At 75.7% G+C, this 19,577-nt stretch carries 11 protein-coding genes, 1 rRNA gene and 1 pseudogene; 8 read left to right on the top strand and 5 right to left on the bottom strand.

Going from position 1 to position 19,577, the window contains the following annotated elements:
* Positions 1–155 precede the first annotated feature (155 nt).
* Entirely contained in the window at positions 156–1,340 is a 1,185-nt protein-coding gene (lhgO, locus tag ACFW6A_RS02890) for an L-2-hydroxyglutarate oxidase (RefSeq protein ID WP_351854244.1), read from the bottom strand.
* 76 nt (positions 1,341–1,416) lie between these two features.
* On the bottom strand, positions 1,417–2,859 hold the full coding sequence (locus ACFW6A_RS02885; protein WP_351854227.1) for an MFS transporter: 1,443 nt from the start codon (positions 2,857–2,859) through the stop codon (positions 1,417–1,419).
* Positions 2,860–3,639: 780 nt separating this feature from the next.
* Between ACFW6A_RS02885 and ACFW6A_RS02880 the strand changes: the two genes are divergently transcribed.
* The 4 genes and pseudogenes from ACFW6A_RS02880 (at position 3,640) to ACFW6A_RS02865 (ending at position 10,267) form a co-directional block, all read left to right on the top strand.
* Complete coding sequence (locus tag ACFW6A_RS02880) at positions 3,640–5,862, top strand: asparagine synthase-related protein (protein ID WP_351854225.1); 2,223 nt, start codon at positions 3,640–3,642, stop codon at positions 5,860–5,862.
* Between the two features lie 120 nt (positions 5,863–5,982).
* Positions 5,983–6,579, top strand: a complete 597-nt coding sequence (locus ACFW6A_RS02875; protein WP_386638617.1) for a Uma2 family endonuclease — start codon at positions 5,983–5,985, stop codon at positions 6,577–6,579.
* Positions 6,580–6,672: 93 nt separating this feature from the next.
* A pseudogene (locus ACFW6A_RS02870) lies at positions 6,673–7,407 on the top strand (BTAD domain-containing putative transcriptional regulator); the annotation flags it as partial.
* Between the two features lie 424 nt (positions 7,408–7,831).
* The gene (locus ACFW6A_RS02865) at positions 7,832–10,267 is read left to right on the top strand and encodes an ATP-binding protein (RefSeq protein ID WP_386638341.1); all 2,436 of its coding nucleotides are present in this window, start codon (positions 7,832–7,834) and stop codon (positions 10,265–10,267) included.
* Here the strand turns inward: ACFW6A_RS02865 and ACFW6A_RS02860 are convergent.
* Both ACFW6A_RS02860 and ACFW6A_RS02855 read right to left on the bottom strand, forming a co-directional pair.
* A complete protein-coding gene (locus ACFW6A_RS02860; protein WP_386638338.1) occupies positions 10,254–12,332 on the bottom strand; it encodes a sigma-70 family RNA polymerase sigma factor in 2,079 nt (692 codons plus the stop codon). The two genes, ACFW6A_RS02865 and ACFW6A_RS02860, sit on opposite strands and share 14 nt — an antisense overlap.
* 206 nt (positions 12,333–12,538) lie before the next feature.
* Entirely contained in the window at positions 12,539–13,369 is an 831-nt protein-coding gene (locus tag ACFW6A_RS02855) for a TetR/AcrR family transcriptional regulator (RefSeq protein ID WP_386476537.1), read from the bottom strand.
* A 341-nt stretch (positions 13,370–13,710) separates the two neighbouring features.
* Between ACFW6A_RS02855 and ACFW6A_RS02850 the strand changes: the two genes are divergently transcribed.
* Both ACFW6A_RS02850 and ACFW6A_RS02845 read left to right on the top strand, forming a co-directional pair.
* The gene (locus ACFW6A_RS02850; protein ID WP_351854215.1) at positions 13,711–15,111 is read left to right on the top strand and encodes an NAD(P)/FAD-dependent oxidoreductase; all 1,401 of its coding nucleotides are present in this window, start codon (positions 13,711–13,713) and stop codon (positions 15,109–15,111) included.
* A 106-nt stretch (positions 15,112–15,217) separates the two neighbouring features.
* Entirely contained in the window at positions 15,218–16,882 is a 1,665-nt protein-coding gene (locus ACFW6A_RS02845) for a SpoIIE family protein phosphatase (protein WP_351854212.1), read from the top strand.
* On the opposite strand, the gene ACFW6A_RS02840 is transcribed toward ACFW6A_RS02845, so the two are convergent.
* Positions 16,879–18,147 carry an MFS transporter gene (locus ACFW6A_RS02840; RefSeq protein ID WP_386638335.1) on the bottom strand — a complete coding sequence of 423 codons (1,269 nt, stop codon included), beginning with the start codon at positions 18,145–18,147 and terminating at the stop codon, positions 16,879–16,881. The two genes, ACFW6A_RS02845 and ACFW6A_RS02840, sit on opposite strands and share 4 nt — an antisense overlap.
* 155 nt (positions 18,148–18,302) lie before the next feature.
* On the opposite strand from ACFW6A_RS02840, the gene ACFW6A_RS02835 reads away from it, so the two are divergent.
* On the top strand, positions 18,303–18,869 hold the full coding sequence (locus ACFW6A_RS02835; RefSeq protein WP_351854210.1) for a MarR family transcriptional regulator: 567 nt from the start codon (positions 18,303–18,305) through the stop codon (positions 18,867–18,869).
* 621 nt (positions 18,870–19,490) lie between these two features.
* Positions 19,491–19,577: ribosomal RNA gene (locus ACFW6A_RS02830) — 16S ribosomal RNA — on the top strand; the annotation flags it as partial.

Here is a 19,577-nt window from a genome sequence, read left to right as displayed (position 1 = left end):
CGCGGCCCCTCCGCCGCGGTCCGCGCGCCCGGCGGCCGCGGACGGGGGCGCGGTCCCGGCGAGGTCGTGGTCATGGCGGAGGCGTGGTCACGGTAGGGCCGTGGTCATGGCGGAGGCGTGGTCACGTTGGGGCCGTGGTCACGGCGGGGGCGTGGTCACAGCAGGGCCAGGGCCCGGCGGGCGATCTCGCGGCCGATGGGGAGGGACGCGGTGGCGGCGGGGGAGGGGGCGTTGAGGACGTGGACCGTGCGGGCCGCCTCGCGGATGAGGAAGTCGTCCACCAGCGTCCCGTCCCGCAGCACCGCCTGGGCCCGGACCCCCGCGGCCGCCGGCCGCAGGTCGGACTCGTCGACCCCCGGCAGCAGCCGCCGCACCGCCTCCGTGAAGGCACGCTTCGACAGTGAGCGGCGCAGCTCGCCGGCGCCGTACCGCCAGTGGCGGCGCGCGATGGTCCAGGAGCCGGGCCACGCGAGCGTGCCGCCGAGCTCGCCGGGACGGACGACCCCCCAGTCGTAGCCCTCGCGGGCGAGCGCCGGCACCGCGTTCGGCCCGATGTGGACGCCGCCGTCGATGCCCCGGGTGAGGTGCACCCCGAGGAACGGGAAGGCGGGGTCCGGCACCGGATAGACCAGTCCCCGCACCAGGGAGGGGTCGGCCAGCTCGTAGTACTCGCCCCGGAAGGGGACGATCCGCATGCCCGGGTCGTCGCCGGCGAGCCGCGCGATCCGGTCGCAGTGCAGCCCCGCGCAGTTCACCAGCACCTTGGCGCGCAGGATCCGCTGGTCGGCGGTGCGCACGGCGACGCCCCACGGGCGCCGGTCGATCGCCGTGACCTCCGCGCCGTAGAGGATCTCCGCGCCGGAGGAGTCGGCGAGCCGGCGCGCGACCGCCTTGTAGTCGGCGATGCCGGTCGTGCCGACGTGGATCGCGGCGAGGCCCCGCACCCGGGGCTCGTACGCGGTGATCTGCGACGGGCCGAGCTCGCGCACCGGGATGCCGTTCTCCCGGCCGCGCTGGACCAGCGCGTGCAGGCGGGGCAGCTCCTCGCGCTCGGTGGCGACGACGAGCTTGCCCGTCACCTCGTGCGGAATGTCCCACTCCGCACAGAACTTGACCATCTCGGCCGCGCCCTCGACGGCGAACCGCGCCTTCAGGGAGCCGGGCCGGTAGTAGATGCCGCTGTGGATGACCCCGCTGTTGCGCCCGGTCTGGTGGCGCGCCGGGCCCTCCTCCTTCTCCAGGACGGCGACGCGGGTGCCGGGGGCGGCGCGCTGGAGCGCGTACGCCGTCGACAGACCGACGATCCCGCCGCCGATCACCAGCACGTCACAGTCAAACACCAGCGCCACCTCCCACCCCTGATAGTGCACTGGCCCACTGACAATCCCGTTAAACGCCCACGTCGTGGGACGCGCGTCACGCCGGGGCGACGAGCAGGGGCCGGGCCCGCTCCCGCAGTTCCCTGACCCGGGGCTCGTGCCCGTACGGCTCCAGGCGGTGGAGCAGGTCCCGCACGTACTCGGTGGTCCGCGCGGAGGAGATCCGGCCGGCCACCTCCACCGCGCGCGTGCCCGCCGCGCACGCCGCGTCGAGGTTGCCGGACTCCAGCTCGGCGACGGCCGAGACGACGAGCCGCAGGCCGTGCGAGCGGACGAACTCCTCCGTCGGCCGGGACAGCGCCTGCTCGGTGAAGCGCCGCACCTCCCGCGGCAACCGCAGGTCCCGGTAGCACTCGGCGGCGTCCGCGCAGAACCGGTCGTACGAGTAGAAGCCGAGCCACGTCGGGTCGGCGTCGCCCTCCCGGGCGCGCTCCAGCCACCCCTCGGCGGACTTCAGCGCCGCCGCGGCGGCGGGCCCGTCGCCGGCCTTGGCGTGCGCGCGGGCCTCGACGAGCCGGAAGAAGGACATGGTGCGGGCGGTGGCGAGCCCCCGGTTCCGCTCCAGCGCGGCCTGGGCGAGGTCCACCCCCTCGTCGGCGAAGCCCCGGTAGGTGGCCTGGAGGGACATCGAGGCGAGGACGTAGCCGCCGAGCGGCACGTCGGCTGCGGCCCGCGCGAGCCGCAGCGCCTGGATGTAGTACCGCTGGGCGGCCTCCTGCTGCCCGGTGTCGAAGGCCATCCACCCGGCGAGCCGGGTCAGCTCGGAGGTGGCGCCGAAGAGGGCCCGGCCGACCTCGTCCGAGTAGGAGCCGAGCAGCAGCGGTGCCGCGTCCACCCTCAGGCACTCGGGCACCATCGAGGAACGCCAGTCCCCGCCGCCGTACTTGGAGTCCCACCTGCGCGCGTCCTCGGCGGCCTCCCGGAGCTTGGCGACGTCGCTGTGCCCCACGCGCACGTGCTCCCCGGTCTCGGCCGGCCCCGGCCCGCCGCCCGGACGTACGGCCTCCCGCTCCACCGACGGGTCGGCGGGGGTGATCAGCCACCGGGAGGCCGGGGTCGCGTAGGCGCTGACCGAGAAGGAGCCGGCCAGCGACTGCCAGATCCCGCCCCCGCCGGCCCGCCGCCCGGCGAGGTCGAGCCGGTAGAGGTCGGTGGCGGCGCGGACCGCCTCGCCGACGTCCCGGGGGAAGGCGAGGCCCACCTCGGGCGCCGGGTCGGCGTCCGCGAGCCCGATCTCGTGCAGGGGCACCGGCCGGCCCAGCTTCTGCCCGATCGCGGCAGCGATCAGGTGCGGCGCGGCGCCCTGCGGCACCATCCCCTTGGAGACCCAGCGGGCCACCGAGGTCTTGTCGTACCGAAGCGTCAGCCCGCGCTGCGCACCGAGGTCGTTGACGCGCCGGGCGAGGCCGGCGTTGCTGATTCCCGCGAGGGCGAGAACGGCGCCGAGCTTCTCGTTCGGCCCGCGTTGCTCCCTGGACATGACGCCACCCCTCGACATCCAGACGGCCGCCGCGAAACGCCGGGCATAGGCGTGCGGCATTCGTAAACACAGCGTAGTTCGCCGCATCCCCACCGTTAAGGGGCGGAGTTCCGTATGGCGAGATTGTTGTGTGAACAGCCCACCGGAGGCGTCCGTCCGCCGAGCCGTGCTCCACCCGTGTGGCCGTGCGCCCGGCCGTGCGCTCTCGCCGCTCCGGACCCGGAGGGCTTCGATGGGTGCTGCGTGGGTCGGCCCGTCGGGCCGGGAGGCGGAGCCCCTTCGGGCTCCGGGTCCCGCACCGGTGGGCCGGGGGACACCGCCGCTCCATTCCCCGCGGGCGGCGGACGGCGCCGGGGGGCGGGTCGCCTCCCGGACTGCCGGACGACGGGCCCGCCGGTGCGCGAACGGGGCGCGGACGGGGCGCGGACGGCGCCGCGAGGGCGGCCCCGGATCCTTGATCCTTCAGCACCTGACGGCAGGTCAAACCTTCTTCCAGGGGCGAGAATCGGCCGAATTCTCCAGGGTCCGGGCCGTGCCGGAGCCGTACCGGACCCGTACATGAGCCGCGCCGGGGTCCGCGAACGGGCCGACGGCGGCCCCGGCCCCTCCCGCCGCCCGCCCGTCACCCCGGCGTCACCGTCCGCTCGCCGCGCGCCCCCCGTCCGGCCAACCGGCCCATGCCAGGGGCGCATTCGGCTTTCGCGCGCGTGCACCCGGACCCCGCCCCGTGCGCCGTTGTCATGGCAGCATGGCCCCACCGAAACGGACGTGGAGGCGCCGATGCGATGGCTGGTGGGCTGGAGCAGTGTCGCCGCGGGGTACGCCACGGCCGCGGGAGCGCGTGCCGGAGCGGCGAACGGCGCCCAGGGCGCGCCCGGCGGGCACGGCGTACGCGGCGGGCAGGGCGCCTACGGCTCCGAAGTCCCGCACCTGGCGGGCCCGTTCGCCGAGACCGGCGGGCACGTCGGGGGGCGCACGGTGCAACCGGTGGGCGCACAGCTCCTCTGGGGCGACCCCGACCCGCTGTGGGCGGTCGGCGACTGGCGCCCCGACGAGGTGCGGGTGGTCGGCCTCGACGACGGCACCCGGCTCGCCGTCCTCGGCTGCTGCGCCGCGGGCGACGACGAACTCCGCCGCGGCCTCGTCACCGCCCGCGGCGGGGCCCTGCGCCACCTCACCGCCTGGCCCGGCAGCTACACCGCCGTCGTCAAGGCCGGCCGCCGGCTCACCGTCACCGGCGACCTCGCGGGCGCCCGCCCCGTCTTCCACACCCCCTGGGAGGGCGGCACCGCCTTCGCCACCGCCGCCCTCCCGCTCGCCGACCTCGTCGAGGCCCAGCTCGACATCGGCCACCTCGCCGCCCTGCTCGCCTGCCCCGAGTCCCCCGAGGCGCTGCGCGACTCCACCCCCTACGAGGGCGTCCGCCGCGTCCCGCCCGGCCACGCGCTGATCCTGCGCGAGGGCTCCCGCGAGATCGCCGGGTACGAGACGGTGGCCTCGCTCGCCGTCGCCGCCCCGCAGGCCGACCCCCGGCAGGCCGTCGAAGCGGTCCGGGACGCGCTCGTGGAGTCCGTACGGGCCCGGCTCACCGCACCCCGGCACGCCCCCGAGGCGCCGCTGCCCGACCCCGGGCCCGTCCCCGGCATGGGGCCCGCGGACCGGCGGGCCGCCCGCGGCGCCGGCCCCGCCCCCGGCATCGGCGCCGACCTGTCCGGCGGCAGCGCCTCCGCCACGCTCGCCCTGCTCGCCGCCGGCCTGCCCGGCGTGCCCGGCACCGTCCTCGGGCACGCGGACGCGGGGGAGCGGCTGCTCGCCGTCACCTTCAGCGACCTGGCGAACAAGCCGGGACCGGGCCGGGCGGCCGAGCTGGAGCGGGCCCGCGAGCTGGCGGCCGACCCCCGGCTGCGCCACGTCGTCGTCACGGCGGGCGAGGAGGCCCTCCCGTACGCCACCCTGGACGGGCCCCTCACCGACGAGCCCGGGCCCGCGCTGGTCACCGCCGAACGCCACCGCAGGCGGCTCGCCGGCGGCAGCGCCGACCACTTCACAGGACTGGGCGCCAAGCAGGCCCTGGACGCCCATCCGGCGCGCCTCGCCGACCTGCTGATGGACCGCAGGCGCCGCTCCCTGGTCCGCCCGGTGACGGCCCTCGCCAAGGCGACCGGCCCGTCGGCGGGCTCCTTCCTGGTGCCGGTCACCGTCTACCGCGCGGCGCGCAGGCTCGCCCGCACCCCCTACCGGACCGGCCTGGAGACGGCCGCCCGGCACGTCCTCGACGCCAACCGCACCCCCGGCGACGCCCACGGCCCCCTGGCGGCCTCGCTCTCCGCCCTCGCCTGGTCCCGGCCGGGCCCCGCGGCACGCTGGCTGACGGGGGAGGCGCTGGCCGAGGTGTCGGCCCGCCTCACCAGGGCGGCGATCCTGCCGCCGGCCGTCCAGCGCCCGGGCGAGGCACGCGCGCGTGCCGCCCTCGCCCGCGCCGCCGCCGACCTCCGGGTCCTGGAACAGGCCGCCGAGATCCGCGGCCAGCGGCTGCACGCCCCCTTCCTCGACAACCAGGTCGTCCGCGCCTGCCGGGACCTCCCCGAATCGCTCCGGGTCCAGCCCGACGCGCGGGCCGGCGTGCTGCGCACCGTCCTCGCCGACACCGGCATCCGCGACCTGCCGCCCGGCTGGGGCGCCCCCTACCCGGCGGTCCCCGCCGCCACCGCGCGCGCGGGCCTGCGCGCCGCCCTCCCCACCCTGCTGGCCCTCTTCGAGGCCCCGCTCCTCGCCGACGCGGGCCTCATCGAGGCAGGCACCGTCCGCGAGGCCCTGCGCGCCGCCGCCGACGGCGCCCGGATCCCCCTCGACGGCCTCGCCGACCTCGTCTCCACCGAGCTCTGGCTCCGCCGCCTCCTGGCCCGCCGGGGCTCCTGCTGGACCGACACGGCCGCCCCGCGCGCGCCCCGGGCGGTCCCGGGGCCCCTGATCCCCGCGTCCCGGTCGCTGCCGGCGCGGTGACGGCCCCGCCGGGGCGAAACGTCACAGCACGCCCGTTCGAGTGAAGGCGTTCCTGACCCGACTCCGGCGCCCGCCCTAAGCTGAGAGCGTCGCACCGAGCGAAGGAGGCCCAGCATGGCGATGCCGCTGCCGGCACCGGACGAGGCGTTCTCCGATTCCGAGGAGACGCCCGACTTCGAGGGTGCGAGTGTGCGGGAGACCTTCGAGCTGTTCAGTGCCTCGGCCCCCAAAGGCTGGCGCGTGGAGTTGATCGAAGGGGAGATCTACGTGGTGCCTCCGGCCAATGGCGAGCACGAGGAGATCGTGTCGGAACTGAGCGGTCAGGTCAGGGACCATGACAAGGGACTCGGGCGCTACACCGGCATCGGCCTGAGCCTGCCCGGAGTGAACGACGTGGTCCGCGTCATCCCCGACCTCGCGATCGCCCCCAAGGGGAGCTTCGGGGACGAGCAGGACTGGCACGCCCCCGACCCCGTCCTCCTCGTCGCCGAGGTCACTTCCGCCTCCACCGCGAGCCGCGACCGGGTCCTGAAGATCCGGGCCTACGCGCGCGCAGAGATCCCCGTCTACCTCCTCATCGACCGCGAGACCGGCGAGGCCGTCGTCTGCTCCGAACCCATGGGCGACGACTACGCCCACAAGTCCCTCCACAAGCTGGGGACCGAGGTCCCGCTCCCCGCCCCCCTCGGCTTCACCCTCGACACCTCGGAGTTCTGATCCCGGCGACCCCGCCCGCGGCCGGGGAGACCCCGAGCCGCAGCCGGGGGAAACCCCGAGGCGCTCGTCGGACCCGGCGGCGAGAATGGGCCGGTGCGGTATCTCATCCTCGGCACCACCGAGGCCCTCGGACCCGACGGCGCCCCCCTACCCCTCGGCGGCGCCCGCCTGCGCGCGCTGCTCGCCGCGCTCGCGCTGCGCGGCGGACGGGCCGTCCCGGTCGGGGAGCTCGTCGACGACGTGTACGGGGACGAGCCGCCGCTCGACGCGCCCGCCGCGCTCCAGGCACTCGTCGCCCGCCTGCGCCGGGCCCTCGGCCGGGAGGCCGTCGAGGCCACGCCGGGACCCGGCTACCGGCTCGCCGCCGGCCCGGACGACGTCGACCTGTACGTGTTCGAGCGCCGCGCCGCCGAAGCCGCCGCCCTCCTCGACGCCGGCGACCCCGAGCCGGCCGCCGCCCTCCTGCGGGACGCCCTCGGGCTCTTCCGCGGCCCCGCCCTCGCCGACCTGCCGGGGCCGGCGGGCGTCCGCCCCGAGGCGCAGCGCCTCGCCGCCCTGCGCCGCCGCGTCGAGGCCGACCTGCGGCGCGGCGCCGTCGACGGACTCGTACCGGAACTGACCGAACTCACCGCCACGTACCCCTACGACGAGGGCTTCCACGCCCAGCTCATCCGCGCCCTGCGCGCCGAGGGCCGCCACGCGGACGCGCTCGCCGCGTACGGGACGGCCCGCCGCACCCTCGCGGACGCCCTCGGTACCGACCCGGGCCCCGAACTGGCAGCCCTCCACCGGGAACTCCTCGCCCCCGCCGACCCCCCCGCTCCCGCCACCGCCGCCACCGCCGCCCGCCGACCGGCAGGCCTCCGAGCCGGCCGGAAGGCCCGAGTCGGCCTGGTGGCCGGCCCCCGCGCCCGCTGGACGGCCGGAGTCGGCCGGGTGGCCTGCCTCCGAGTCCGCTGGACGGCCGGAGTCGGCCGGACGGCCGGCCCCTGACCCCGCCGGACGGCCCGAGCCGATCGACCGGCCGGCCCCCGAGCCCGCCGGACGGCCCGAGCCGATCGACCGGCCGGCCCCCGAGCCCACCGGACGGCCCGAGCCGACCGGACATCCCGCCCCCGAGTCCGCCGGACGGCCCGAGCCCGCCGGGCGCCCCGCCCCCGAAGGCGGCAACATCCGCCCCCGCCTCACCTCCTTCGTCGGCCGGGAGCCCGAACTGGCCGCGCTCCGCGCCGACCTCGGCCGTTTCCGGCTCGTGACGCTCACCGGGCCCGGCGGCTCGGGGAAGACCCGGCTCGCCGAGGAGGTGGCCCGGCAGGCCGCCGGACCCGACGCGTGGATCGCCGAACTCGCCCCGCTCGACGACCCGGGCGCCGTCCCCGGCGCCGTCCTCTCCGCGCTCCGCCTCCGCGAGATCAACCTGATCACCCGCGACGGCACCGCCCTCCAGGACGACCCCACCGCCCACCTCGTCGAACACCTCGCCCGCAGGCCCTCCCTCCTCCTCGTCCTCGACAACTGCGAGCACGTCATCGCCGCCGCCGCGGCCCTCGCCGAGACCCTCCTCGCGCACTGCCCCGGCCTGCGCGTCCTCGCGACCAGCCGCGAACCGCTCGGCGTCCCCGGCGAGACCGTCCGCCCGGTCGAGCCGCTGCCGCCCGCCCCCGCCCACCGGCTCTTCGCCGAGCGGGCCCGGGCCGTCCGCCCGGCCTTCGACCGGGACCACGCGCGCGACGCGGACGCCGCCGACGCCGTCGCCGAGATCTGCCGCCGGCTCGACGGCCTGCCCCTCGCCATCGAACTGGCCGCCGCCCGCCTCCGGCTGCTCACCCCGCGCCAGATCGCCGACCGGCTCGACGACCGCTTCCGGCTCCTCAGCTCCGGCGCCCGCACCCTGCTGCCCCGCCAGCAGACCCTCCGCGCGGTCGTCGACTGGTCCTGGGACCTGCTCGAACCGGCCGAACGCGCCCTCCTCCGCCGGGTCTCCGTCCTCACCGGCGACTGGGACCTCCAGGCCGCCGAGGCCGTCGGCGCCCCGGGCCCGGAGGAGGGCGGGCCCGACACCCTCACCACCCTCGGCGCCCTCGTCGACAAGTCCCTCGTCGTCGCCGCCCCCGCCGACGACGGCACGATGCGCTACCGCCTCCTGGAGACCATCCACGAGTACGCCTCCGAGCGCGCCGCCGAGACCCCGGAGCTGCGCGCGGCCGCCGAGGCCGCCCACACCGCGCACTTCACGGCCCTCGCCGAGGAGGCCGAGCCGAAGCTCCGCTCCGGCGAGCAACTGCCCTGGATCGACCGGATCGAACGGGACCTCGACAACATCCGGGCCGCCCTCCACCGCACCCTCGTCACCGCCCCCGCCCGCTTCGAGCGGGGCGGCCCCCCGCCCGACGAGCGGGCCGGGCTCCGGCTCGTCTTCGCCATGGGCTGGTTCTGGTGGCTGCGCAACTACCGCCCGGAGGGCCTGGCCTGGACCCGGCGCGCCCTCGCCCTGGGGGAGGACCCCGACGACCCGGCCGACCCCCGCCACTGGCCCCGCATGCACCTGCGGATGCTCTCGTTCTTCCTCGCCATGGAGGACGAGAACATGTACACCGGCGACCTCGGGAAGGACGCCGACGCGCTCGCGCTCGTCCGCCGCGTCCGCGACGCCTTCGGCCGGGACCCCGGCCCGGAGTCCGCCCGCTTCCCCGGCCTGCTCTGGCCGTTCACCGCGTACCTCACCGAGGAGCCGCGGACGGTCCGCGCCCTCCTCGACGCCGGCGTCGACACCTGCCGCCGCTACGGCGGCGACTGGGAGATCGGCGTGAGCCTGATGTTCCGCACCCACATGATCGTGGACATGCCCGACGGCATACGGGGGGTCGACGAGGACCTGGCCGAACTCCGCGTCCTCACCCGCCGGGTCGGCGACCGCTGGATGGCCGCCCAGGTCGCCTCGGCCGCCGCCGAGGCCCACATGATGCGGGGCCGCCGCGCGGAGGCCAGGGAGGCGTACGAGGAGGCGCTCGGGCTCGCCCGCGAGGTCGGCGCCCACGCGGAGACCCCCTTCCTCATCGCCCGGCTCGCCGAGCTGACCTACCGCGACGGCGACACGGCCGGCGCCGAGCGCGGTCTCGCCGAGGCCGCCCGGGAGGCCGAGCGGCTCCGCCTCCAGGACGCCCTCGCCTACGTGGACTTCCTGCGCGCCGTCCTCGCCCTCGACCGGAACGACCCCGCAGGGGCGCGTGCCGCCGTCGCCTCGGCCGGCGCCCACGTCCGCCACGGCGCCCCGCCGCCGCACTTCACCATCGCCCTGACCGGGTTCGTCGCCCGCATCGAGGCCCAGGAGGGCGCGGGCCCGGCGGCCGTCACGGCCGCCGCCGACGCCCTGCGCGCCGCCCTCGCCGGGCACTGCGCGGACATCGTCGTGATCAGCCTCGCCGAAGGGCTCGTCTTCGCCCTGCACCGGGCCGGCGACGCGGCCCTCTGCGCGCGTGTGGCGGCCGCCGTCGACGCCTGGCGGCGGGACCTCCCCCGCTCGGTCCCCGAGCGGCGCGAGGCCGAGGCCGTCGCCGCCGCCTGCCGGGCCGCGCTCGGCGCCGAGGCCCTCGCCGCCGCCCGCGCGGCCGGCGACGGCCTCGGCGGCGAGGACGTCCTCGCCCTGGTGGAGGGGTACGCCGTCGGCGGACCCGTCAGGAGCAGCTGATCCGGGACTCCGCCCAGTCGGCGACGGCCGCCCGGCCGAACGGCGTGTGCTCCTCCACCACGAGCCGCAGGGTGGAGCGGCCGCGGAGGCTCACGTGGACCGGGAGGGCGGGGTCACCGGGCCGGACCACCGGCGAGCGCCAGAGCCGCTCCCCGTCCCCGTACACGGAGAAGCGGACCCCGCCGGGGCCGAGCGGGGCGCTCATGTCGTCGACGCCGACCTTCGCGTCGTAGCTCGTGCACTGCCGGTTCAGCCGGATGAGCAGCGAGGACGGGGCGTGCACGCTGACGCCGTACGCGTAGGTGCTGTCGCCGATCGACATGCCCTGGCGCGCCCACATCCAGGTGCCGTCCTCCATGACGACCTCGGGCTCGGTGCCGTCGCCGAAGGCGTCGTAGTCGAGCCGGTTCACCTGGTAGACGGTGGGCGCGGGCGGCGGCGGAGGCGTCGTCGGGGGCGGCGTCGGCGTGGGGGTGGGCGTGGGCGTGGGTTTCGGGGTGGGCTTCGGGCTCGGCGGCGGGGTGGTCGGGGCCGGCTTCGGGCTCGGCGGCGGGGTGGTCGGGGCCGGCTTCGGCGTGGGCGTGGGGGAGGGCTTCGCCACCGGCTTCGGCGCGGGCTTCGGCGTGGGGGCGGGCTTCGGCGGGGGCGGCGGGGGCGTGGGTTCCGGCGCGTGCTCCACCACCGGCTTCGGCGAGGGCTTCGCCGCCGGGGGCGGGGGCGGGGCCGGAGTGGTGGGGGCGGCGGTCGTCGGCGCCGGCTGCGGCGCGGCGACGGGCTGCGGGTCGCCGGTCATCGCCCAGACGAGCCCGGCCGCCGCGGCGACGGCCACGGCCGCGGCGATGCCGGCCTTCACGGGCGCGCCGAGCCCCTCGGCGGCGGCCCCGCCCGAGGCGGCGCCGGAGCCCGTACCGTCGGTGGCGGCCGCGGCGGCACCGGCGCCGGCCGCGCCCACCGCGCCGCCGGCGACGATGCCGGCGGCCTTGAGGGAGTAGCCGGCGGCGAACCAGCCGATGACCGCGATCGGGAGCAGCGCCGGGATGCCGGCGTTGACGTGGGCGAGTTCACCGGCGGCGATCCGGCACTTGGCGCACTCGTCGAGGTGCTTGCGCAGGCCGCGCTCGGCCCGCATCCGCAGGCCGCCGCGCGCGTAGGCGCCGAGCCGGTCCGCGTACCGGGCGCAGTCGCCGCCGGCCGTGAGGGCCTGGCTGACGTGCGCCTGGAGGTAGGCCTGCTTGAGCCCCTCGCGGGCCCGGCTGGCGAGCACGGCGGTGGCGTTGGCGGTCAGGCCGAAGAGGGGGGCGACCTCGCTGGGGGACTCCTCCTCGACGGTGGTGTGCCACAGGACGGCCTGCCAGCGCTCGGGCAGCGAGCGGAACGCCTGCATGGCCAGGGACTGCTCGGCCTCCTGCATGGCCCGGACCTCGGCGCCGAGGTCCATGGTGTCCTGGTCGGAGACCTCGGAGGAGCGGGCGGCGTCGGCCGCGAAGACGGCGAAGTCCTCGACGAGGTGCTCGCGCTTCTGGGTCTTGGCCCAGGCCGCGCCGACCCGCCGGACGGTGGTCATCAGATAGGCGCGGACGGCCTGTTCTGGCCCGGCGCCGCCGCGGACGGCCTGGAGGGTGCGGGCGAAGACCTCGGCGGTGAGGTCGTCGGCGGTGTGCCCGTCCCGGCAGCAGGTCCTGGCGTAGCGCCGCACGGCCTCCGAGTGGCGGCGGAACAGCTCCTCGTACGCGGAGTCGTCGCCGTCCCGCATGCGCTGGATCAGGTCGGCGTCGGAGGGCCCCGTCTCCCGCGGCGGCGGCAGCACGCCCTCGCCGTCGGTGTCGGTGTCGGCGTCGTCCGCCGGATCGTCCTCCGCGGGCGGCGGGGGCGGGGGCGCGGTCTTGACCGAAGGGGTGGTGCGCTGCTGCGGCACGCTCGGTTCGGCCGTGCCCTGCGGCGGGCCGGGGGTGTCGGTGGTGGTGCCGCCGGGGCCTCCCTGGCTCGGCACCTGCCGGGCCGGCAGCCCCTCGGCCTCCGTGGCGCCGCCACCGCCCAGCGGATCGTCCCGACCTTCACCGCTCATCGCGGAAGCCCCCGTACGCATGCGCAGACCCGAACACCGGGCAAGCCTGCCACACGACGCGGGCATGCCGAAGCGTCGCGCTCACTTACCACTCGTCCGGGGCGACTTCACGCACCCCGGCGTAACCGCTCACACGTTCGTGTCACGCCCGCTGGTCCGCCCGGCCCCGGGAACCGGCGGACCGGCGGGAGGCCGGCCGGAGCGCGCTACCGCGAGCGCAGACCCTCCAGCAGGATGTCCAGGAGCCGGGCCGAGGCCGCCGCCTGCTGCGCCGCGTCCGGCAGCGCGGGGGCCGAGGTGGCGATCACGAGGAGGACGTCCGCCACGGTCACGTCCGTCCGCAGCTCACCCGCCTCGCGGGCCCGGTCCACCAGCCGGCCGACGACCTCCAGGAGCTCCGCCGCACCGGCGTCGTCCCGCTCGTCCGCCGGCACCGCCCGGGGCGCCACCACGCGCGCGTCGCCCGGCTCGCCGAGACCCCGCTGGTACGGCACCCGGGCCGCGCCCTCGGCATCGCCCTCCGCGGCGGCCGACGGCTCGTCGACGCCGACCCGCAGCACCTGCGGCGGCAGCAGCCGCCCGGCACCCGAGGCGACCGAGGTGCGCAGGAACCGGGAGAGCGCCGACCACGGCTCCTCCTCCTGCCCGAGCGCGGCCCGCGCCTGCTCGGTCAGCCGCGCTGTCTCCTCCTCGGCTATCCGCCGCACCAGCACGTCCTTGCTGGGGAAGCGCCGGTACACGGTGCCCACGCCCACGCGCGCGCGCCGGGCCACGTCCTCCATCGGCGCCCCGTAACCGAGCTCGCCGAAGACCTCGCGCGCGGCACGGAGCACGTGCTCCAGATTGCGCTGCGCGTCGACCCGCAGCGGCGCCGCGCGCCCGCCCGCCACCGGACCGGCCACGACGGTGCCGGCACCCGCGACGGTGCCGCCGGCCGGCGCGCTCCCGGCCGCCGGCACGGAGGCCACGGCCCCGGCGCCCCGGTCGTCGCGCTCGGCGCCGACGACGGACTGCCAACGAGAATCCTGAATCTGCATAAGCGTTCCCCCGCTCATGATGTCTCCCCCCGGAGACTCCCCGCCCTGATACGGGGCTCCCGGCCGGTGTGCGCCATCGGTCCGCGCGCACGCCGACCCGACACCCCGACGAACTACGAACATAGTTGAGTCCGGGTCAATTCAGAAGGGGGAGTTCCGTACGGTGCGCCCCCCGATCGGAGCAAGGCACCGAAGCCACCGGTTTCCCACCCCCTGCCCCACCACCCGCGTCCGCCGTGACCTGCGCCGTTGCGCCCGTCCGCGCCGCGCGCGCCACCCCGCGCCTCCGTACCCCTCCGGTCACACAATTCGCCGGGCCTGTGGACAAACCCCGGACGGCGATGCCTCATGGGACGGTGACGGAACCTGCGCGCATTCTCGTGGTCGGCGGTGGCTACGTCGGCATGTACACCGCGCTGCGCCTCCAGCGGCAGCTCAGGGCGGAGCTCGCCGGCGGCACCGCCGAGATCACGGTGGTCACCCCCGACCCGTACATGACGTACCAGCCGTTCCTCCCCGAGGCCGCCGCCGGCTCCCTCTCCCCGCGCCACGTCGTCGTCCCGCTCCGCCGCGTCCTGAACCGCTGCCGCCTCCTCATCGGCGAGGCCGAGTCCGTCGACCACGCCAAGCGCACCGCGATCGTCACCACCCTCGCCACCGACGAGGAGGGCGCGGGCCCGGTCGCCCTCGCCTACGACGAACTGGTCCTCGCCCCCGGCTCGGTCTCCCGCACCCTCCCGGTCCCCGGCCTCGCCGAGCACGGCATCGGCTTCAAGACCGTCGAGGAGGCCATCGGACTGCGCAACCACGTCCTGGAGCAGCTCGACATCGCCTCCTCCACCCGCGACCCCGCCCTCCGCGACGCCGCCCTCACCTTCGTCTTCGTCGGCGGCGGCTACGCGGGCGTGGAGGCGCTCGCGGAGCTGGAGGACATGGCCCGCTACGCCACCCGCTACTACCACAACGTCAAGCCCGAGGACCTGCGCTGGGTCCTCGTCGAGGCCGCCGGCCGGATCCTCCCCGAGGTCGGCGAGGAGATGGGCGGGTACGCGATCCGCGAGCTCCGCGGCCGCAACGTCGACGTCCGCCTGGACACCCGCCTCGACAGCTGCGAGGACCGCGTCGCCGTCCTCAGCGACGGCACCCGCCTGCCCACCCGCACCGTCGTGTGGACCGCCGGCGTGAAACCCGCCCCCGTCCTCGCCGCCACCGACCTCCCGCGCGACGAGCGCGGCCGGATCCGCTGCACCGCCCACCTCGCCGTGGCGGGCACCCCCCACGCGTGGGCGGCCGGCGACGCCGCCGCCGTCCCCGACGTCACCGCGGCGGAACCCGGCACCCCCTGCGCCCCCAACGCGCAGCACGCAGTCCGCCAGGCCAGGGTCCTCGCCGAGAACCTCGCCGCCTCCCTCCGCGGCCGCCCGCTCAAGGAGTACGCGCACGCGTACGCGGGCTCGGTCGCCTCCCTCGGTCTCCACAAGGGCGTCGCCCACGTGTACGGGCGCAAGCTCAAGGGCTACCCGGCCTGGCTCATGCACCGCGCCTACCACCTCAGCCGGATGCCCACCGCCAACCGCAAGGCCCGCGTCCTCGCCGAATGGACCCTCTCCGGCCTCTTCAAGCGCGAGATCGTCTCCCTCGGCTCCCTGGAACACCCCCGGGCCGAGTTCGAACTCGCGGCCGCCCCACCGCCCCCGCCCCCCGAGACCGGCTCCGACGGGAACGACGAGCCGTCCTCCTGACATCACTGTCAGTGCACTCGTCCACACTGGACGTGTGACCATAGGTGGGCTCACACCTGCACAGCGTGACTCCGCACGGCACCGACACCACGAGGCATACAGATCCGTGAACTTCACCCGTTGGAGCGCCCGGCTCCCCGGCACGCAGCGCCGCGCGGCGCGGGGGAGCGAAGGCTCCGTGCCCGCCGCCCGCGGTGAGTACGGTCCGCGGCCGGAGCGACCCGCCGAGACCGCCGAGGGAACCGAGCACGCGGAGGACACCGTGGACACCGAGGTCCCCGCCCTGGAGGACTTCTCCGTACGGGACCTCCTCGGCCGCCTCCCCGGCCTCGTCGCACTCCTGTACGGCCCCGAGCACCGCATCGCGTACGTCAACGAGGCGTACGCCGCCGCCTTCGGCCCCCGCACCCCGGGCGCCACCGTCGCCGCCACCTGCCCCGAGGCCGAGGAGCTCGGCCTGCTTCCCCTCCTCGACCAGGTCCTGCGCAGCGGCAAGCCCCGCACCGTGAAGTCCCGCCGCACCGCCGACGGCGGCTCGTACACGGTCACCTGCCTGCCCGTCGACAGCCCGCACCTCGAAGGCGCCGGCGTCCTCGTCCACGCCGCCGACGTCACCGACCACGCCGAGGCCGCCGAGCGGCTCCGCGCCAGCGAGCGCCGCCACCGCGAGACCGCCGTCACCCTCCAGCGCTCCCTCCTCCCGCAGGAGCTGGAGCAGCCCGACGACCTGCGGATCGCCGCCACCTACCAGCCCGGCGTCGCCGACGCCGCCGTCGGAGGCGACTGGTACGACGTCATCACCCTCGGCGCCGGCCGCACCGCCCTCGTCATCGGCGACGTCATGGGCCGCGGCGTCCGCGCCGCCGCCGTCATGGGCCAGCTCCGCACCGCCGTCCGGGCCTACGCCCGCCTGGACCTGCCCCCGCACGAGGTCCTCCAGCTCCTCGACGGCCTCGCCGCCGAGATCGACGCCAGCCAGATCGCCACCTGCGTCTACGCCGTCCACGACCCCAACGAGGGCAAGCTCGTCTACGCCTCCGCCGGCCACCTCCCGATCCTCGTCCGCGACGAGGACGGCACCGTCCGCCAGGCCGACGGCGCCACCGGACCCCCGCTCGGCACGGGCGGCTGGCTGCACGCCTCCGGCTCCATCGCCCTGCCCCCCGGCTCCACCGCCGTCCTCTACACCGACGGCCTGGTCGAGCGCCGCCGCGAGGACATCGACGAGGGCGTCGAGGCCCTCGCCCGCGCGCTCGCCGGCGCCAGCGGCACCCCCCAGGTGGTCTGCGGCCGGCTGCTCCGCGCCCTCGGCGTCACCGCCGAGCACGACGACGACGTCGCCGTCCTCGTCGTCCAGCACCCCGCCCGCGACGGAGCCGACGCCGAGCTGTTCCACAACGCGGCCCTCGAACTCCTCGGCGGCGTCGAGGCCGCTCCCCGCGCGCGTGCCTTCGCCTCCGGAGTTCTCTCCTCCTGGCGCTTCCCCGTGGAGCTGCGCGACCTCGGCGTCCTCGCCACCAGCGAGCTCGTCGCCAACAGCCTCCAGCACGGCACTCCGCCGATGCGCCTGCGGCTGCGCCGCACCGACCGCCGCCTGATCATCGAGGTCACCGACGGCGACGACCACCTGCCGCGCCGCCGCAGGGCGGAAACGGAGGACGAGGCGGGTCGCGGGATCTCCATCATCGCGACGATCGCCTCGTCCTGGGGGAGCCGCCGCACTCCGGGCGGCGGCAAAGCGGTGTGGTGCGAGTTCGCCCTGCCCGACTAGGCAGCGGCGGCGGTCTCCTTCTCCGGCTGGTGCCGCACCACGATCCGCGAGGGCTTCGCGGCGAGCGACGGCTGGTTCTGCACCGGCGTCAGCTGCTTGCCCAGCCGGACCGCGAGCACGGTGACCAGCAGCGAGAACAGCACGAAGGTCACGATGTACGGCCCGTGCAGCGACGCGCCCATCGGACCGCCCACCGCGGGACCGACCGCCAGCGCCAGCTGCTTCACCAGGGCGAAGGCCGAGTTGTACGAGCCCACCATGGACTCCGGCGCCAGATCGGCGACCAGCGGCGCCACGGTCGGCGACAGCATCGCCTCGCCGAGACCGAAGAGCGCGTACGTGGAGACGAACGCGGCCGTCGCCATCGCCTGGCTGCCGTGCCCGAGGCCCGCGTACCCGGCGATGATCCAGGCCAGTGCCCAGATCAGGCCCACGGCCGCGATCACCCGGGAGCGCTTGCGGCGCTCCACGAACTTCAGCACCAGGAACTGCGCCAGCACGATCACCGCCGTGTTGGCGGCCAGCGCGACGCCGAGCGTCGACGGCGCGATGCCCGCGGCCTCGGTGCCATAGGCGGCCAGACCCGACTCGAACTGTCCGTAGCAGGCGAAGAAGAGGACGAAGCCGAGCACGCACAGCTGGACCATCGCCTTGTGGCCGAGCAGCGCCCGGACGCCGCCCCTGCCGCCCTCGGCGGGCCGCGCGCCCTGGAGCGCCGGCGAGCCGGCCGTCCTCACGGTGCCGACCACCGCGGCCAGCACCAGGAACATCGCCGCCTCGATCGAGAACAGCAGCAGGAAGCTGTCGGGCCGGCTCACGTCGACCAGCTGGCCGCCGATCAGACCACCGAGACCCAGGCCGAGGTTCTGCAGGAAGAACTGGAGCGCGAAGGCCCGGGTCCGCCCGACGGGCTCGGAGCACCACACGATCATCGTGGCCAGCGCCGGCTGGAGCACCGCCGTGCCCGCACCGAGCAGCGCGGCCGCGCCCACCGCGGCCGGGACGCTCGACGCGAGCCCCATCCCCACGGCACCGACCGCGGCCAGCCCCGAGGCGGCCAGCAGCACCGGCACGGGCCCGCGCCGGTCGATCGCCCGCCCGCTGAACGGCAGCACCACGAGGGCGGCCATGGCGAAGACGGCCAGCACCACACCCGCGGTCGTCGCGCCCAGACCCCGCACCTGCGCCACGTACACGTAGAGGTACGGCACGGTGAAGCCGAGTCCGAACGCGCTCAGCGCGCTGCCTGCCTGAATCCGGCGCATCGCCGCGCCCCTCGCCTTGGTCACACTCACCCACTTCGGTCACGGGTTCAGCCCTGTACGCCTGAACCCTCAAGACTTCAATCCTAAAGTTCGATCCTTAACAGTACACATGGAAGGACTTCAATGCCAACGAGGGGCGTGGAATACTCGGCCCCATGTCCGACACCCCCGAGCGCCCCGCCTCGCAAGAGCCGCAGGAGCCGACGCTCGACGAGCAGATCGCCGCCTACCAGCGCGAGTACCGCGACCTGGACCCCCAGGTGGAGAAGGTGGTCTCCGCCCTCGGCCGGCTGAACCGCCGGATGAACGTGGCGTACGGCCGCCAGCTCGCCGACCTCGGCATCAGCAACGCGGAGTGGGAGGTCCTCAAGACCCTCGTCCTCTCCGGCGCGCCGTACCGCCTGGGCCCGGGCGAGCTGGCCAAGCGGCTCGGCCTCACGCCGGCCGCCATGACCCACCGCATCGACCGCATGGCCGGCGAGGGCCTCGTCACCCGCGACCGCGACGAGAACAACCGCGTCCGCGTGATCGTCGAGCTCACCGACGAGGGCCGTACGAAGTGGCTGGAGGCGATGCGCATGGCCACGGACTTCGAGGAGAAGCTCCTCCAGGACCTGGAGCCCGAGGAGCGCGTCGCCCTGGGCGACGCGCTGATCCGCCTCCTGCGCAGGGTGGAACGGAGCCAGCCCGACGCCGGCGGCCGGCTCACGGACCTCGACTGAGAGGACGTCCCGCGAGGTCACCCGAGGGTGGTTGACACCCCCCTGGCCGACGCGTAGTGTTCTCCGAGTTGTCACGGAGCCGGAACGGTTCTGCGACAGCCATCCCGCCGCGATAGCGGCACCTCAACCCAGCACGATCTCCCTCACGGGATGAATTTCGGCATGCCGAAATTCAATTCGAACGACTCGATTATGAGTTGACCGAGGGAATCCGCTAAGGTTTGAGACGTCGGAACGGCCCAACGGCCGGGACGACAACCCCTTCTGACGGGGAATCGGACGCCGAAAGGATCTGATAGAGTCGGAAACGCCGGAAGGGCCCGGAGCGAAAGCGAAAGGGACCGGAAAGCACCGAGGAAATCGGATCGGAAAGATCTGATAGAGTCGGAAACGAAGGAAGCGCCCGGAGGGCCCGGAAACGGGAACGAAGGAAGCGTCCGCACCTTGAGAACTCAACAGCGTGCCAAAAATCAACGCCAGATTAGTTGATACCCCGTCCAGCCGGTCACGGTTGGTCGAGGTTCCTTTGAAAAAAAACAGCGAGGACGCTGTGGACAGCGGATCCTATTCCGGTCCGTCTGTCCCGCTCAACGCGAGTGTCAACCCGATCACGGGTACACATTCACGGAGAGTTTGATCCTGGCTCAGGACGAACGCTGGCGGCGTGCTTAACACATGCAAGTCGAACGATGAAGCCCTTCGGGGTGG

Source organism: Streptomyces sp. NPDC058758 (genome assembly GCF_042746075.1).
In the GTDB taxonomy this organism is placed as follows: domain Bacteria; phylum Actinomycetota; class Actinomycetes; order Streptomycetales; family Streptomycetaceae; genus Streptomyces.
This window is presented reverse-complemented; position numbering and strand designations above follow the sequence as displayed.